At 66.9% G+C, this 16,092-nt stretch carries 15 protein-coding genes; 6 read left to right on the top strand and 9 right to left on the bottom strand.

Annotated elements, in window-relative coordinates; genetic code table 11:
- Nucleotides 1–79: 79 nt before the first annotated feature.
- Nucleotides 80–2,725 (bottom strand): aminopeptidase N, encoded by a 2,646-nt coding sequence (gene pepN, locus AmiPiv_RS02360; RefSeq protein WP_340035636.1) that lies wholly within the window; start codon nt 2,723–2,725, stop codon nt 80–82.
- A 149-nt stretch (nt 2,726–2,874) separates the two neighbouring features.
- On the opposite strand from pepN, the gene AmiPiv_RS02365 reads away from it, so the two are divergent.
- Both AmiPiv_RS02365 and AmiPiv_RS02370 read left to right on the top strand, forming a co-directional pair.
- On the top strand, nt 2,875–5,184 hold the full coding sequence (locus AmiPiv_RS02365) for a xanthine dehydrogenase family protein molybdopterin-binding subunit (protein ID WP_340035637.1): 2,310 nt from the start codon (nt 2,875–2,877) through the stop codon (nt 5,182–5,184).
- A complete protein-coding gene (locus AmiPiv_RS02370; protein ID WP_340035638.1) occupies nt 5,184–6,128 on the top strand; it encodes a DMT family transporter in 945 nt (314 codons plus the stop codon). The genes AmiPiv_RS02365 and AmiPiv_RS02370 overlap by 1 nt, the downstream gene beginning before the upstream one ends.
- 22 nt (nt 6,129–6,150) lie before the next feature.
- On the opposite strand, the gene AmiPiv_RS02375 is transcribed toward AmiPiv_RS02370, so the two are convergent.
- On the bottom strand, nt 6,151–6,942 hold the full coding sequence (locus AmiPiv_RS02375) for a helix-turn-helix domain-containing protein (RefSeq protein WP_340035639.1): 792 nt from the start codon (nt 6,940–6,942) through the stop codon (nt 6,151–6,153).
- Between the two features lie 143 nt (nt 6,943–7,085).
- On the opposite strand from AmiPiv_RS02375, the gene AmiPiv_RS02380 reads away from it, so the two are divergent.
- Complete coding sequence (locus AmiPiv_RS02380; protein ID WP_340035640.1) at nt 7,086–7,484, top strand: hypothetical protein; 399 nt, start codon at nt 7,086–7,088, stop codon at nt 7,482–7,484.
- A gap of 11 nt (nt 7,485–7,495) precedes the next feature.
- On the opposite strand, the gene AmiPiv_RS02385 is transcribed toward AmiPiv_RS02380, so the two are convergent.
- Together AmiPiv_RS02385 and AmiPiv_RS02390 are read right to left on the bottom strand one after the other, a co-directional pair.
- Nucleotides 7,496–8,365: a uracil-DNA glycosylase gene (locus AmiPiv_RS02385; RefSeq protein WP_340035641.1), complete on the bottom strand. Its 870-nt coding sequence runs from the start codon at nt 8,363–8,365 to the stop codon at nt 7,496–7,498.
- A gap of 36 nt (nt 8,366–8,401) precedes the next feature.
- On the bottom strand, nt 8,402–9,055 hold the full coding sequence (locus AmiPiv_RS02390; RefSeq protein ID WP_445206891.1) for a hypothetical protein: 654 nt from the start codon (nt 9,053–9,055) through the stop codon (nt 8,402–8,404).
- 247 nt (nt 9,056–9,302) lie between these two features.
- Here AmiPiv_RS02390 and AmiPiv_RS02395 point away from each other — a divergent pair, with 247 nt between their 5' ends.
- On the top strand, nt 9,303–10,985 hold the full coding sequence (locus AmiPiv_RS02395; RefSeq protein WP_340035643.1) for an electron transfer flavoprotein-ubiquinone oxidoreductase: 1,683 nt from the start codon (nt 9,303–9,305) through the stop codon (nt 10,983–10,985).
- 77 nt (nt 10,986–11,062) lie between these two features.
- Complete coding sequence (locus tag AmiPiv_RS02400) at nt 11,063–11,671, top strand: DUF922 domain-containing protein (RefSeq protein ID WP_340035644.1); 609 nt, start codon at nt 11,063–11,065, stop codon at nt 11,669–11,671.
- On the opposite strand, the gene AmiPiv_RS02405 is transcribed toward AmiPiv_RS02400, so the two are convergent.
- The 4 genes from AmiPiv_RS02405 to AmiPiv_RS02420 are packed head-to-tail and all read right to left on the bottom strand — an operon-like array spanning nt 11,668 to nt 14,729.
- Nucleotides 11,668–12,708 (bottom strand): endonuclease/exonuclease/phosphatase family protein, encoded by a 1,041-nt coding sequence (locus AmiPiv_RS02405; RefSeq protein WP_340035645.1) that lies wholly within the window; start codon nt 12,706–12,708, stop codon nt 11,668–11,670. The two genes, AmiPiv_RS02400 and AmiPiv_RS02405, sit on opposite strands and share 4 nt — an antisense overlap.
- Before the next feature lie 52 nt (nt 12,709–12,760).
- The gene (locus AmiPiv_RS02410; protein ID WP_340035646.1) at nt 12,761–14,260 is read right to left on the bottom strand and encodes an AMP nucleosidase; all 1,500 of its coding nucleotides are present in this window, start codon (nt 14,258–14,260) and stop codon (nt 12,761–12,763) included.
- Between the two features lie 60 nt (nt 14,261–14,320).
- Nucleotides 14,321–14,515, bottom strand: a complete 195-nt coding sequence (locus AmiPiv_RS02415) for a hypothetical protein (protein WP_340035647.1) — start codon at nt 14,513–14,515, stop codon at nt 14,321–14,323.
- A 43-nt stretch (nt 14,516–14,558) separates the two neighbouring features.
- Nucleotides 14,559–14,729: a hypothetical protein gene (locus AmiPiv_RS02420; RefSeq protein ID WP_340035648.1), complete on the bottom strand. Its 171-nt coding sequence runs from the start codon at nt 14,727–14,729 to the stop codon at nt 14,559–14,561.
- 175 nt (nt 14,730–14,904) lie between these two features.
- On the opposite strand from AmiPiv_RS02420, the gene AmiPiv_RS02425 reads away from it, so the two are divergent.
- Nucleotides 14,905–15,627, top strand: a complete 723-nt coding sequence (locus AmiPiv_RS02425; protein WP_340035649.1) for a glutathione S-transferase family protein — start codon at nt 14,905–14,907, stop codon at nt 15,625–15,627.
- A 108-nt stretch (nt 15,628–15,735) separates the two neighbouring features.
- Here the strand turns inward: AmiPiv_RS02425 and AmiPiv_RS02430 are convergent, their stop codons facing one another.
- Nucleotides 15,736–16,080, bottom strand: a complete 345-nt coding sequence (locus AmiPiv_RS02430) for a DUF2147 domain-containing protein (protein ID WP_340035650.1) — start codon at nt 16,078–16,080, stop codon at nt 15,736–15,738.
- Nucleotides 16,081–16,092: the final 12 nt, after the last annotated feature.

A 16,092-nucleotide genomic window follows, 5' to 3' on the forward strand; every position in this document is an offset into this window, starting at 1 on the left:
GCAAGCCAAGGCAGCGGCCCCGGGGCTTCAGAAGCCCTGCGTTCCGGAGGATTTGCCTTGACTCGGATCAAGCTCCGTATCAGGCGAGCGTGCGCTCGATGATGTCGCGCAGGTCGGCCGACAGGCCTTCCCTGGCCTGCATGGACACCAGCGCCGCGCGCGCCTTGGCCTGGCGCTTCGGCTCCAGCGAACGCCACGACCTGAGTGCGGTGGCCAGCCGTGCGGCGACCTGGGGATTGCGCTTCTCGACGGTCAGCACCATGTCGGCGAAGAAGGTGTAGCCGGCGCCGTCGGCGCGGTGGAAGCCCGTCTGGTTGGCGCTGGCGAAGCCGCCCAACAGCGAGCGCACCCGGTTGGGGTTGGCGATCGAGAAGGCAGGGTGCTGGGTCAGCGCCCTGACGGCGTCGACGGCCTGCGGACCCGGTGCCGTGGCCTGGATCATGAACCACTTGTCCATGACCAGCGGATCGCCGCGATAGCGCTTGTCGAATTCGGCCAGCGCCTCCGTCGCTTCCGCCGAGCCGCCATGGCGGTGCACCAAGACGGCGAGTGCCGCGGCACGGTCGGTCATGTTGGTCGCGGAGGTGAAATGCGCCGCCGCGAGCTTCGCGCCGCCGGGCTGCATGGCCAGATAGTCGAGCAGCGTGTTGCGCAATGCGCGCCGGCCGGCGCTGGCCGCGTCCGGCGAAAACGCGCCCGACATTCGCAAATCCCCGTAAAGTCCGGAGAAGATTCCGTAATTCGCCTCGGCGATCGACCTGGCCAGGGCCTCTCGGCCGGCGAAGATGGCGTCGGGATCGATGTTCTTGCCGATCTCGCGCGCCACGTCGGCTTCGCCCGGCAGTGCGAGTGCGAGCGCGCGGAAGGCATGTTCGAGGCTGCCGTCGCCGGCGATGCGGCCCGCCAGTTCGGCAAGCTCGGCGCCGAACTCGGGCTGCTTGCCGCCCAGCACGTTCCTGAAGGCGGCGATGGTGGCATCCGTGAGCAGCGTGTTGAACGCCTGCCAGCGCGAGAACGGATCGCTGTCGTGCGAGGCGAGGAACGCCTTGTCCTCCGGCCGCTGCTCGACGGTCAGCGTGATGGGGGCCGAGAAGCCGCGGTTGAGCGACAGCACCGGCCGCTCCGCCACGCCCGAGAACTTCACCACGTGCCTGCGCTTGCGCACGTGGATGACGCCGTGCTCGATCGTCGCCCCATCGACGTCCTGGTACGCCATGTCCCTGCCGTCCGGTCCCACCAGGCCGAAGGCAAGCGGGATGTGCATCAGCCGCTTGCGGGTTTCCGACGGCGTCGGCGGCACCGACTGCTCGATCTCGATGGTGAACTCGGCGCTCGCCGGATTGTGCGTGGTGGTCACGCTTAGATTGGGCGTGCCGGCCTGGTGATACCAGAGCGCGAACTGCGACAGGTCGCGGCCCGACACGTCCTCGAACACCTTGAGGAAATCCTCGATCGTCGCCGCGTCTCCGTCGTGACGCTCGAAATACAGGTCCATGCCCTTCCGGAACGTCTCGGCGCCGAGCACGGTGCGGATCATCCGCACCACCTCCGAACCCTTCTCGTAGACGGTCGCGGTATAGAAGTTGTTGATCTCGCGGTAGCGCCGCGGCCGCACCGGATGGGCGAGCGGCCCCTGGTCCTCGGGGAACTGGTGGGCGCGCAGCGTGCGCACCTCGGCGATGCGCTTGACCGGCCGCGACCGCTGGTCAGCCGAGAATTCATGGTCGCGGAAAACGGTCAGCCCTTCCTTGAGGCAGAGCTGGAACCAGTCGCGGCAAGTGATTCTGTTGCCTGTCCAATTGTGGAAATATTCATGCGCGATGATCGCCTCGATATTGGCGAAGTCGGCGTCCGTCGCGGTCTCCTCGTCGGCAAGCACATACTTGTCGTTGAAGATGTTGAGACCCTTGTTCTCCATCGCGCCCATGTTGAAGTCGGAGACGGCGACGATGTTGAAGACGTCGAGGTCGTATTCGCAGCCGAACACCTCCTCGTCCCATGTCATCGAGCGGCGCAGCGCGTCCATGGCGTAGCCCGCCTGGTTTTCCTTGCCGTGCTCGACATAGATGCCGAGTTCGACCTCCTTGCCGGAGGCGGTGACAAAGCGGTCCTTGATGCAGCCGAGGTCGCCGGCAACCAGCGCGAACAGATAGGACGGCTTGGGGAAGGGGTCGTGCCAGACGGCGTAGTGCCAGCCCTGGCCGAGATCGCCGCGCTCCACCGGATTGCCGTTGGAGAGCAGCAGCGGCGCCTCGGCGCGCTCGGCCTCGATGCGCACGCTGTAGACCGACAGGATGTCCGGCCTGTCGAGGAAATAGGTGATGCGGCGGAATCCCTCGGCCTCGCACTGGGTGCAGTAGACCTTGTTGGAGCGGTAGAGCCCCATCAGCGCCTCGTTGCGCGACGGCGCGAGTTCTGTCTCGATCAAAAGCGTGAAGCGGCCGGCGGCGGGCGGACTATAGATCACCAGCCGTTCCGGCGTGGCGTCGAAATTGGCGGCATCCACGGCCTCGCCGTCGATCTCGATGCGGCGTAGCGTCAGCCCGTCGCCGTCGAGCTCCAGCTGGACCGGCTTGTCGATACCTGCGCGCCGCTCGATCGTCAGCTTCGCCACCACGCGCGTGCTGTCCGCGCCGAGCCTGAAGTCGAGTTCGGTCGCCGGGATCAGGTAGTCGCTCGGCCGGTAGTCTTCGAGGCGAAACACCTGTCCGGTATCGGTACGCATATGGTGGCCTTCCTGTCGTCGTCGCTCTGCCCGCCGCCCTGGTAGAAAAAATAAGCGGCCGCTGGTCTTTACACGAAACGCCCCCTCGGCAAAACTGTTCAGGGTCGCACATTTGCTGCGCTTCCCCCACCAATCCTCACGAGGCCGATATGACTGTCGTCACGCCGAAATTCGGGATGGGCGCGTCCGTTTTGCGCGTCGAGGATGGCGCTTTTGTCACCGGCCGTGGCCGCTACACCGACGACATCTCGCCGGCGGGACAGTTGCACGGCTACGTCCTGCGCTCGCCCGTCGCCAAGGCCAGCTTCAGCGTCGGCCCGCTCGATGCGGCCCGCGCGGCGCCCGGCGTGCATCTGGTGCTGACCGGCGCCGATGTCGCCCATCTCGGCGACCTCAAGTCGGTGGTCATGCAGAAGCAGCCCGACGGCACCCGCGCGCCGACCCGCGATATCCCCATCCTCTGCCGCGACCGGGTCCATCATGTCGGCGACGCAGTGGCCTTCGTGGTTGCCGACAGCCGCGCGCTCGCCCAGGACGCGGCCGAGCTGATCGAGGTCGACTACGACGACGAGGCCGCCGCCGCCGGTACCGCCACGGCGCTGGAGGACGGCGCGCCGCTGGTCTGGCCGGAACTCGGCTCCAACCGTGCCTTCACCTATCATCTGGGCGACAAGGCGAAGACCGACGCCGCCTTTGGCGCCGCCGACCGCGTCACCCGCATCGAGTTCGTCAACAACCGCCTTATCTGCAACTACATGGAGCCGCGCTCGGCCATCGGCGAGTGGCGCAAGGACGAGGACCGCTTCGTGCTGACCACCGGGTCGCAGGGCGTGCACTCGATGCGCAACATCCTCACCGGCCAGGTGTTCGGCATCGGCGCCGACAAGCTCCGCGTCGTCACCCCGGATGTCGGCGGCGGCTTCGGCACCAAGGCCTTCGTCTATCGCGAGCACGCGCTGGTGTTGGAGGCCGCAAAACGCCTCGGTCGTCCGGTGAAGTGGGCCGGCGACCGCACTGAGCATTTCCTCGCCGACGCCCAGGGGCGCGACAATTTCGCGACCGCCGAGATGGCGATGGACAAGGACGGCCGCTTCCTCGGCCTGCGCGTCGGACTGGTCTCCAATGTCGGCGCCTACATCTCGCAATACGGCCCGATCATCGCCCATATCGGCGCCAGCATGTCCACCGGGGTCTACGACATCGAGGCGCTGGATGTGACGATCACCGGCGTCTACACCAACACCTGTCCCGTCGATGCCTATCGCGGGGCAGGGCGCCCGGAGGCAGCACTTCTGGTCGAGAAGCTCGTCGATGCCTGCGCCCGCGAACTCGGGCTCCCGGTCGACGAGATCCGTCGCCGCAACTTCATCCGCCCCGAGCAGTTCCCCTACCGCACCCAGACAGGCAGGAACTACGACGTCGGCGAGTTCGAGGCGCACATGGACCTCTCCATGGAGCGCGCCGGCTGGGCAAGCTTCCCGGACCGGCTCGCCGAGGCCAGGTCACGGGGAAAGATCCGCGGCATCGGCATGGCGACCTACATCGAGGCTTGCGCCTTCGCCGGCTCCGAGCCCGCGCGCGTCGAGCTCAACGCCGACGGCACGGTGTCGGTGTTCATCGGCACCCAGTCCAACGGCCAGGGCCACGCCACCGCCTATGCCCAGTTCGTCGCCGAAAAGCTCAATCTCGACGTGGCGAGCATCAGCGTGCACCAGGGCGACACCGACCAGCTCGCCAAGGGCGGCGGCACCGGCGGCTCCCGCTCGATCCCGCTCGGCGGCGTCTCCGCTTCCCGCGCCGGCGAGGCGCTGGCGGAGAAGCTGAGGAAGATCGCCGCTGACGAGCTGGAAGCCGCCGCCGCCGACATCGAGCTCGGCGACCGCGAGGCCCGCATCGTCGGCACCGACCGCGTCATCTCCTTCGCCGGCCTCCACGCCGCGGCGAAAAATCCCGACGATATCAAGGCGATGGGCGAGTTCGTCCAGGACGAGGCGACCTATCCCAATGGCACCCACATCTGCGAGGTCGAGATCGATCCCGAGACCGGCACGACCGAGGTCGTCGCCTACACCATCGTCGACGATTTCGGCGCGACCGTGAACCCGCTGCTGCTTGCCGGCCAGGTCCATGGCGGCGTCGTGCAGGGCATCGGCCAGGCGCTGTCGGAGGAGGCCGTCTATGGCGAGGACGGGCAGTTGCTGACGGCGAGCTTCATGGACTACGCGGTGCCGCGCGCCGACGCCGTGCCGTCCTTCCATTTCGAGACGCGCAACGTGCCTTCGACCACCAATGCCATGGGCATGAAGGGGGCAGGCGAGGCGGGTACCATCGGCGCCACGCCAGCGGCGCTCAACGCGGTGACGGATGCATTGTACAGGGCTTACGGAATTGACCACATCGAAATGCCGGCGACCCCGGCGCGCGTCTGGGCGGCAATAGAGGCGGCCCGGCAGAAGTGATGCACCAGGGAAGTCAGGGCGCTTCGTCGCCGCTCATCGGAATTGCCCTCAAGGTCGTCTCGGTAGCCGTCTTCGTCGGCATGTCGACCGCCATCAAGGCGACCGGCGAGGTGCCGGCCGGCCAGATCGTCTTCTACCGGTCCTTCTTCGCCATCTTTCCGATCCTGCTGTTCCTCGCCTTCCGGCGTGAACTCCGCACCGCCTTCGTCACCAGGCGGCCGTTCGGGCACGTCATGCGCGGACTTGTGGGGGTGATGGCCATGGGCTTCGGCTTCTTTGCGCTCACCCAACTGCCTCTGCCCGAGGCGATTACGCTGAACTACGCCCAGCCCCTGCTGGTCGTCGTCTTCAGCGCGCTGTTCTTAGGCGAGAACGTCCGTATGTATCGCTGGACTGCGGTCGCCATCGGCCTTATCGGCGTCGTCATCGTGTCGTGGCCCAAGCTCACCTTGTTCACCTCCGGGGCGGGCCTCGGCGACAAGGCGGCCATCGGCGTCGTCGCGGCACTTGTCAGCGCCTCGCTGTCGGCCGTCGCCATGCTCCTGGTGCGCAACCTCGTCCATACCGAACGCACCGCGACCATCGTGCTGTGGTTCTCGCTGAGTGCGAGCGTCATGGCCCTGTTCAGCATCCCCTTCGGCTGGCAGTCGCTGTCGTGGCAGCAGACCGCGCTCCTGGTCACGGGTGGGGTCTGCGGCGGCATCGCCCAGCTGTTCATGACCGAGGCCTACCGGCACGCCGAGGCGTCGACGGTGGCACCCTTCGAATACACTTCGCTGATCCTCGGCATCGTCGTCGGCTACGTCGTCTTCGGCGACCTGCCCACCATCCACACGCTGGTCGGCGGCGCCATCGTCATCGGCGCCGGCATCTTCATCATCCTGCGCGAGCGGCGCCTCGGCATCGAGCGCAAGGCGGCCAAGAAGGCGGCGCCGCCGCAATAGGGCATTTTTGCCGCCGCCCCGGCTATTCCGTCGCCAGGGTCCTCAGGCGCGCCGCCGTCTCCTCGTCGGCGGGGAAGAAGGATTCGATGGCGAGTTCGGAGAGGGTGACGTCCAGCGGCGTGCCGAACACGGTGGTCGTGCTGATGAACGACAGCACCGCGTCGCCGACGCGCAGCCGGAGCGGATGGGCGATGATGCCGGCGTCGCCCTGCACCGGCCGCCCCGGCCGCGGTCCGTCCGGATAGCTGAGCAGTTCCTTCTCCAGCGCTGCGAGCACCGGGTCGCCGGCCGTATCGTTCTGGTGCTTCAGTCGCTCGATCAGATGCGCCCGCCATTCGTGTAGGTTGACGATGCGCGGCGCGATGCCCCTGGGGTGCAGGCTGAGCCTCAGCACGTTCACCGGCGGCTCCAGCAACGCGGCGTCCTCGACGCCGGCGAGCAGGGGGGCGAGCGCGGCATTGCCTTCGATCAGGTTCCAGTGGCGGTCGACGGCGAGCGCCGGATAGGGTTCGTGCCCCTTGAGCACCATGCGCACCGCATCCATCGCCGGCGCCAGCGAGGGGTGATCCAGCGGCCGTTCGCCGAAGCTCGGCGCATATCCCGCCGCAAGCAGCATCTGGTTGCGCTGGCGCAGCGGCACGGAAAGCTGCCCGGCGAGACGCAGCACCATCTCGCGCGAGGGCAGCGAGCGCCCGCTCTCCATGAAGCTCAGGTGCCTCTGCGAGATCTCGGCCTCCATCGCGAGGTCGAGCTGGCTCATGCGCCGCCTGATGCGCCATTCGCGGATGAGGTTGCCTACGGGGTTCGTGTCCATGGCGGCAACCTAGCGCGGGAGTTTTCTCGTTTCCATTACCTCGGGCGTAATCGCAATACGCAATGGCGGTGGGATTGTCGGCGACAGGAGGGCGGTCGCAGCTGTTGCGAAGCCTCCTCGCAACCGAACCACAGGAGCATCACATGTCCGTCGCCGTCACGCCCTTCCTCCGCAACGCCCTCTATGTCGATGCGCTCGCCACCGGCGCCACAGCCCTGCTGGCGATCGTCGGGGCGCCGCTGCTTGCGCCTTTCCTCGACCTGCCGGAAGCGCTGCTGCTGTGGGCCGGCCTGGCGCTGGTCCCCTTCGTCGCCATGCTGGTGGTGGTCGCGCGCCGCGCCGCGGTGCCGAAGCTGATCCTCTTCGACATCGTCGCCCTCAACGTGCTCTGGGTGATCGGCAGTTTTGCCCTGCTCGTTACTGGCGCGGTGGCGCCGAACGCGCTCGGCATCGCCTTCGTGGCCGCCCAGGCGCTGGCCGTGGCGGTCTTCGCCGAACTGCAGTTCATCGGCATCCGCCGCGCCGACGCCGCGACCGCCTGAGCGGCGCTTCGCTACAGGCTGCCGAGTTCGCGCAGCTTCGCCTTAACCTCCAAGAAGTCCCGCCACGCAAGCTTCTTGTGGGCGGGATTTCTGAGCAGATAGGCGGGATGCAGGGTCGGCATCACCGGAATGACGGTGCCCTGGGCGGTCGTATGGGTCTTCCAGTTGCCGCGCAGCCTGAGGATGCCGTCGGGCGACCCGACGAGCAGCTTTGCCGACGGTCCGCCGAGCGTCACCAGCACCTTGGGGTTCGCCAGCGCGATCTGCCGCTCGATGAAGGGGCGGCAGATCTCGGTTTCGTGCGGCGTCGGCGTCCGGTTGCCCGGCGGCCGCCACGGAATGACGTTGGCGATGTAGGCGGATTTCCGGTCGAGGCCGATCGCCGCGAGGATGCGGTCGAGCAACTGGCCCGAGCGTCCGACGAAGGGCAGGCCCTCGAGGTCCTCGTCGCGGCCCGGCGCCTCGCCCACCAGCATCAGGTCGGCCTCCGGGTTGCCGTCGGCAAACACCATGCTCTTCGCCGTGGCCTTGAGGTTGCAGCCCTCGAAACCCTCCATGATCTGCCGCAGCTCGTCGAGCGTCGCTGCCTTGCCGGCCAGTTCGCGCGCGGCCGCCGCCTGCGCCTCGTCGGGCACGGCGGCCGAGGCGGCGGGGCGTTGCGGCGGTGGCGGCGCGGCCCGTTCGGCCATGTTCCGGTCCGGCCGGCCCAGGTCGGCCTGCGTCGACCTCGCGGCTTCCGGGGCAGGCGCCGCCTGGCGCTGCGCGCTCTCGGCAAACCTGTCGATCGGCTCCTCGGCAAGCGCGTCGTCCACGCCCGCCGCCGCATAGAATGCGAGCAGATCGCGCAGATCCGGACGTTCATTTCCCGAAATGGAGGCCATGCCCCACTTTCGACGCTGCGGCGCCGATTTGCAAGTTCACGAGGAGGGGATGCGCGGGTCCTGCACCAGATAAAAGCGCCAGCGCGGCGTATAGTCGGTCACCAGGAAGCTGAAGCCGACCGTTTCGCGGGGGTCCACCTTGCCGTCGGTATAGCGCAGCCGGTCGTAGGGTTCGAAGTCGCGGCTGTATTTGGCAAAGCTGTCGGAGGAGATGTTGACGTTGTCGGTGCGCCGCTGGTCGAAGGACAGCCCGTCGCCGAAGACGCTCGCCTTGCCCTCGATCTCCTGCAGTTCGAACTCGAACTCGACCCAGGCCTGGCCGCTGTTGTTGAGGGCCTGGATGCGCATGAACAGGATGCCGTTGGCGTAGAAGCCGGAATTGTCGAAGGGCCTGATCGGCCTGATCGTGCGGATCGTCAGCGTCACCGGCGACGAGGATTCGAGCTCTTCGTGGATGACGATCGGGTCCTCCCGCGTTCCGGTGCCCGATACGGACGTGATCAGGAAGCCGCCGAGTTCGTCGGAGAACGAGTAGGCGCCGGCATCCCAGACCTTCTGGTTGGCCTCGGTCTCCTGAGCGCGACCTTCGCCGTTCAGGCATGTCGCAATAAGGAGGGCAGCCCCGGCCAGGATGTGGCGTCTGGGGAAGAGGCGCTTCGGTCCTGTCCTGCTGGGCACGTTAGGGCGCATGAAAGAGACGGACGGCTGGCTGATGACGGTCACCTGCACATCGACACTAAGGGGCGGCGCCCACTGCCGGAAGGTTAAATATTTTGACCTTTACGTCAACGTAAGATAAATCACTGTGTTTGTGAGGCTTCACCCGTCCGAATGGCCGATGTGCTGAATGGTCCGGTTTGACGTTTCCAAACGATGCGCTATGCAGCGCTTAGCCAATTCTGCCCTTGGGACAGGGCGAGCCAAAGCGGAGGGATAGATGAGCGAAGTCGAACGCGAGAGCATGGAATTCGATGTTGTCATCGTCGGCGCCGGGCCGGCGGGCCTGGCAGCGGCGATCCGGCTCAAGCAGGTCAACCCCGATCTCTCCGTCGTCGTGCTCGAAAAGGGCGGCGAGGTCGGCGCGCACATCCTCTCCGGCGCGGTGGTCGACCCGATCGGCATCAACCGCCTGCTGCCCGACTGGCGCCAGGATCCCGACCATCCGTTCAAGACGCCGGTCACCGACGATCATTTCCTCGTCCTCGGGCCGGCCGGCTCGTTCCGCCTGCCCAACCTGCTGATGCCGCCGCTGATGAGCAATCACGGCAACTACATCGTCTCGCTCGGCAATGTCTGCCGCTGGCTGGCCACCAAGGCCGAGGCGCTCGGCGTCGAGATCTATCCCGGCTTCGCCGCCGCCGGTCTCATCTACAATGACGAGGGCGCCGTCACCGGCGTCTACACCGGCGACATGGGCGTCGAGCGCGACGGCAGCCATGGCCCCGGCTTCGCCCCCGGCATGGCGCTGATGGGCAAGTATGTGCTGATCGGCGAGGGCGCGCGTGGCTCGCTCGCCAAGCAGCTGATCGCCAGATACGACCTCGGTTCCGGCAAGGAGCCGCAGAAGTTCGGCATCGGCCTCAAGGAACTGTGGCAGGTCGCGCCCGAGAAGCACAAGCCGGGCCTGGTCCAGCACTCCTTCGGCTGGCCGCTCGACTTCAAGACCGGCGGCGGCTCGTTCCTCTACCACCTCGAGGACAACATGGTGGCCGTCGGCTTCGTCGTCCACCTCAACTACAAGAACCCCTATCTCGCGCCCTTCGAGGAGTTCCAGCGCTTCAAGACGCATCCGGCGATCCGCGGCACCTTCGAGGGCGGCAAGCGCCTGTCCTACGGCGCCCGCGCCATCACCGAGGGCGGCTTCCAGTCGGTGCCGAAGCTCTCGTTCCCCGGCGGCGTGCTGATGGGCTGCTCGGCCGGTCTGGTCAACGTCCCGCGCATCAAGGGTTCGCACAACGCCGTGCTCTCCGGCATGCTCGCCGCCGAGCATGTCGCGGAAGCCATCGCCGCCGGTCGCGCCAATGATGAGTTGGCAACCTACGAGGCCGCCTGGCGCGCCACCGACATCGGCAAGGACCTGAAGAAGGTCCGCAACGTCAAGCCGCTGTGGTCGCGCTTCGGCACCATCCTCGGCGTCGGCCTCGGCGGTCTCGACATGTGGCTCAACACGCTGTTCGGCGTCTCGCCCTTCGGCACGCTCAAGCACGGCAAGACTGATGCCCAGTCGCTAGAACCGGCGTCGAAGCACAAGAAGATCGACTACCCCAAGCCCGACGGCGTGCTCACCTTCGACCGCCTGTCGTCGGTGTTCCTGTCCAACACCAACCACGAGGAGAACCAGCCGGTTCACCTCCAGGTCAAGGACAGCGATCTGCAGAAGCGTTCGGAGTACGGCGTCTATGCCGGTCCGTCGACGCGCTATTGCCCGGCGGGCGTCTACGAGTGGGTCGATGCCGACGGCAACGCGATCGCCGGCGATCCCGGCCATGCCGATGCGAAATTCGTCATCAACGCGCAGAACTGCGTCCACTGCAAGACCTGCGACATCAAGGACCCGAACCAGAACATCAACTGGGTGCCGCCGCAGGGCGGCGAGGGGCCGGTCTACCCCAACATGTGATCCGGCTACGCGGCCGGCCGGGCGCGTTGAAACAAGCGGCGGGATATGCTGAGCTTGCGCGAGCAGCGGAGTTCGGCGTGTCCCGCATCGCATGTGCCTTGATCGCAGTCCTGGCCGGGGCCGTGACCGCCCTTGGGCCGGCGGATGCCGGCGTCAGGCAGACCACCAGTACGCGCGGCTACGCCGTTTCCGGCAACACCGGAGCCGAGCTGCTGCGGTCGATGGACCGCAACGGCCCGCGCCACGGCTTTTTGACGCGTGCCATCGCGCAGACCAAATACACCGTCACCTGGTCTTTCGACGTCGGCGAGCGCGGCGGCATGTGCCGCCTGCGCCGTGCCGACGCCAGGCTGTCGACAACCTTCATCTATCCCGAGGCGTCCGAACCGCTGCCGACGGCTGTCGAAAGTCGCTGGCGTACTTTCCTCGCCGGTGCCCGCCGGCATGAGGAGACCCATGCCCGGCTCGCCCGCGAGATGGTCGACGCGGCCGAGCGCGCGGTGCGCGGCCTGTCGCTGCCCGTGGACCGGGGCTGCATCGCCACGCGGCGCGAGATCAAGGCCCGCGTCGACCGGGTCATTGCCGGCTACGAGGCGCGCCAGCTCGCATTCGATGCGCGCGAGCATGCCGAAGGCGGCCGGGTCGACCGCCTGATCGAGGCGCTGGCGCGCGGGGACCGACGCTAGCTTCTCGGCGTGGCGACAACGTCTGCCGACACGGTCGTGCTCTCGCTGTCCTCGGGCTGGGTCGCGGTGTCGCGGAAGGAAAACTCCACCAGCAGCGGCCGGTGGTCCGAGCCGGCATACTCGCCCATCGTGACGGAATGCACCATGACATCGCCCTTGGCCATCACGTGGTCGATGGTGAGGCCGGCGAAGCGCAGGAACTCGGGTAGCGCCAGTTCCAGCCATGTCCGGCCGGCGGCCGGCACCAGCGTGAGGTCGCCTGCCTTGGCGACGCGCGCCGCCGCCGCACTCCAGGGTGTGGCGTTGAAGTCGCCGCCGAGCACCGCATTCCGGTCGAGCGCGGCGAGCGGGCCCTCGAGCCTGTCGATCTGCTGGGACTGTTCGAACGGCCAGGGCCAGCCGAGGTGCAGTGCTGCCACGTCTGCCGTGCGCCCGCCGAAGTCGACCTTGGCGACCGCAAGCGCCCCGCCGTCGAAGCATTGCGGCTCGGACCCTTCCGCGAAGGGCCGGCGCGACAGGATCGCCACGCCGAACACGCCGTTCGGATGGCTGCAGAACTTGCTGTACGGGTAGCGGGCGGAGAGCGGCCGGAGCTTCGCCTCCCACATGTCCGACACCTCCTCCAGCGTGACGACGTCGGGCTGCATGCGGCCCGCCAGCGACAGGACGCGTTCGGGCGTGGCGTTGTCGTAGCGCAGGTTCATCTGCAGCAGGCGATACACCGGCCGGCCTTCCGCCCGCGGCTCGAACGAGGCCTGCACCGGACCGATGAAGGGCGGGGTCAGCATCGACGAGGTGGACACAAGTGCTGCCGTGCCGAAGGCGAGGGCTGCCGCAGCCGTCCAGCGGAACGACGTCAGCAGTAGCGGCAGCGCGGCGAGCATCATCAGCACCGCGAGATGGGCGCGGAAATGCGCGAAGGAATCGAGCGCCGGATGCCAGGCGCCGAAGAACCCGGCGACCAGCGGCAGCGAAAGCAGCATCATCGCCGCGAAACAGGCGGTCTTGCCGAGCTTGCGAAAGGCCATTGTCGTCATGCCAGCTTCATGTCGCCGGAATTGCGGCCCATTGATGGTGCGGCGCGGCGCCCTACTGGAACGCCGTCTCCGAGAAACTGCGCAGCTTGCGGGAGTGCAGCCGCTCGATCGGCATTTCGGCGAGCTTTTCCATGGCACGGATGCCGATCGTCAGGTGCTGGGCCACTTGCCGCTTGTAGAATTCGGTCGCCATGCCGGGCAGCTTCAGTTCGCCGTGCAGCGGCTTGTCCGAGACGCACAGCAGCGTGCCGTAGGGCACGCGGAAGCGGAAGCCGTTGGCGGCGATGGTGGCCGACTCCATGTCGAGCGCGATCGCGCGCGACTGCGACAGCCGCTGCACCGGGCCGCGCTGGTCGCGCAGTTCCCAGTTGCGGTTGTCGATGGTCGCCACGGTGCCGGTGCGCATGATCCGCTTGAGGTCGTAGCCGGTGAGCCCGGTCACCTCTGCCACCGCCTCCTGCAGCGCCACCTGCACCTCGGCCAGCGGCGGGATCGGCACCCACACCGGCAGGTCGTCGTCGAGCACGTGGTCCTCGCGCACATAGGCATGCGCCAGCACGTAGTCGCCTAGCGCCTGGGTGTTGCGCAGGCCGGCGCAGTGGCCGAGCATCAGCCAGGCATGCGGCCTCAGCACCGCGATGTGGTCGGTGATCGTCTTGGCGTTGGACGGGCCGACGCCGATATTGACCATGGTGATGCCGCCATGGCCGGGCTTCTTGAGGTGGTAGGCCGGCATCTGCGGCAGGCGCGCCGGCGGCGTGCCGGCGGAAGGTTCCGTGGCGCCGGCCTTGGTCACCACGCCGCCCGGTTCGACAAACTCGGAATATCCGCCGCCGCCCTTGGCCATCAAGCCGCGGGCGAGAACCACGAACTCATCGATGTAGAACTGGTAGTTGGTGAACAGCACGAAATTCTGGAAGTGGTTCGGCGTGGTCGCCGTGTAGTGCGCCAGCCGGTGCAGCGAATAGTCGATGCGCTGGGCGGTGAACGGCGCCAGCGGCCGCGCCTCGCCGGGCATGACCTCGAAGGTGCCGTTGGCGATGTGGTCGTCGGTGCCGTCGAGATCCGGCACGTCGAACAGGTCGCGGATCGGGCGCTGGATGCGGTCGGCCGCGGCGCCGTCGACATGGGTGCCCTCGATGAAGGCGAAGTGCAGCGGAATCGGCGTCGACGATTCCGACACCGTGACCGCTACGCCGTGGTTGCGCATGATCAGCTTGAGCTGCTCGGTCAGGTAGCTCTCGAACAGGTCGGGCCGGGTGATCGTCGTGGTGAAGTTGCCGGGCGTCGGCATGTGGCCGTAGGCCTGGCGGGAATCGACCTGGGAGTAGGACGAGGTGATGACGCCGACTTCCGGATAGCAGGCGCGGAAGCGCCTGGCCGGCGTGCCGTGCGCGAGCGAGGCGAAGGCTTCGCGCAAGAACGCGGTGTTGCGGTCATAGAGGCGCTTCAGCGCCACGACAGCCTTCGCGGCGTCGGTGAAGCTCTGCCGGGGAAATGGCTCCGGCGTCAGGATGGATTCGATGGGTTCAGGATAGATTCGCTTTTCCATGACCCATTATAGAGATCAATCGTGACGGTTGGGAGGGGGCTGCCGCAGCGTCTCCCAAGGTCAGCCGCGCTGCAGGCTGACCAGCAGCACGAAACCCACGCCGCCCTTGCGCGCCGCCGGCGCCTCGATCGTCGAGCCGTTGTCGGCGCGCAGCTGCGGCACGGCCAGCACCGGGGCGGCAAGCACCAGCAGGATCAGCACGGCACGCGGCAGGAGCCGGGCGAACTTTGCGATCTGGAGGGCGGTGCGGGTCATCTTCGTGTTCTTTTCGGTTGGAACTGGTTGATCTCTTCGTTTGTTAGTGTCGCAAGGGCGGCTTGCAGTTCATGCCTTCCTCGAAAACGCAGGGCACCACCTGGCCAATGCCCCACGACCGTGCCGGGCGGCTGGTCTCCGCGACCAGCGTGGCAAACAGGATGCCGAACAGTGCCGAGAGCAGGCAGACGATGGTGAACCGGCGAGCGAGCATTTGGTGTATCCCCCTTGGATGACGGGCAATATGCGGCGCGGCGGCTGAACGGGCTCTGAGACCCCCGTTCATCTTCGGTTCAAATTTATTGACGGCGAACGACAGGCTGGCGGGGTTGTGTTTGCGCTTCCCACGCATATCTCCAGCTCATCGCTGACCAACGGAGACCGTGGAGATGACCACGCAGACCCTGCCGATCGACCTTTACTATTGGCCGACGCCCAACGGCTGGAAGATATCCATCATGCTCGAGGAGCTCGGCGTCCCGTACACGGTCAAATATGTCGACATCGGCAAGGGCGAGCAGTTCGAGCCGTCATTCCTGGAGATCGCGCCAAACAACCGCATGCCGGCCATCGTCGACCCGGAAGGTCCGGGGGCAGACGGCAAGTGGGGCCGCGAGCCGATCTCGATCTTCGAGTCCGGCGCCATCCTGCAATATCTCGGGCGCAAGTTCGGCAGGTTCTATCCTGCCGGCGAGCGTGGCCGCGCCGAAGTCGACCAGTGGCTGTTCTGGCAGGTCGGCGGCCTCGGCCCGATGGCCGGCCAGGCCCATCACTTCCGCCAGTATGCGCCGGAGAAGATCGCCTACGGCATCGACCGCTACACCAACGAGGTCAACCGCCTCTACGGCGTGATGGACAAGCGCCTCGCCGACCGCGAATTCCTCGCCGGCGACTACTCCATCGCCGACATCGCCTCGCTCGGCTGGGTCAAGCCCTACAGGAACCAGGGCCAGGACCTCGAGGAGTTCCCCCGCCTCAAGCGCTGGTTCGAAACCCTGCTCGCCCGCCCGGCGGTCATCCGCGGCCTGGCCGTCGGCGAGGACCATCGCAGCAATCTCGCCGACGACAAGGAAGCGCAGAAGATCCTGTTCGGCCAGCGGGCGAGGGTTTGACGGAAGCGAGTAGGGACTAGTGAGTAGTGAGCGGGGGATCCGCGTCGGCTTCGGCGCGGGCCTCTTCACTACTCCCTGCTCACCATTCGCTATTCCCTACTCGGTCTCTTACAGCTTCTTCCAGTTCTGGCTCTTGCAGATCAGGCCGCCGAGCACGCAGCCGCTCATCTTGAGGTTCGAGCCGGCCAGCGTGGCCTTGCCGGAGTAGGTCTTGTCGTTGGCCGGATCGGTGATCTTGCCCGAATAGGCATTGTCGCCGTCGGCCTTGAACGTGCCGATCTTCTTGCCGGCATGCTTGCCGTCCTTGAGGGTGATGCAGAAGCTGCCGCCGCAGGTCTCGATCGCCGCGGTCGAGCCGGCTTCGGTCTTCCAGTTGCCTTCGATCGGATCGGCCATCGCCGCACCCGCCAGCATCATGGTGGCCGCGACGGCCAGGCTCATCTTGCCAAACATTGAAGTCCTCCC

This window comes from Aminobacter sp. Piv2-1, assembly GCF_037625995.1.
Classification (GTDB): domain Bacteria; phylum Pseudomonadota; class Alphaproteobacteria; order Rhizobiales; family Rhizobiaceae; genus Aminobacter.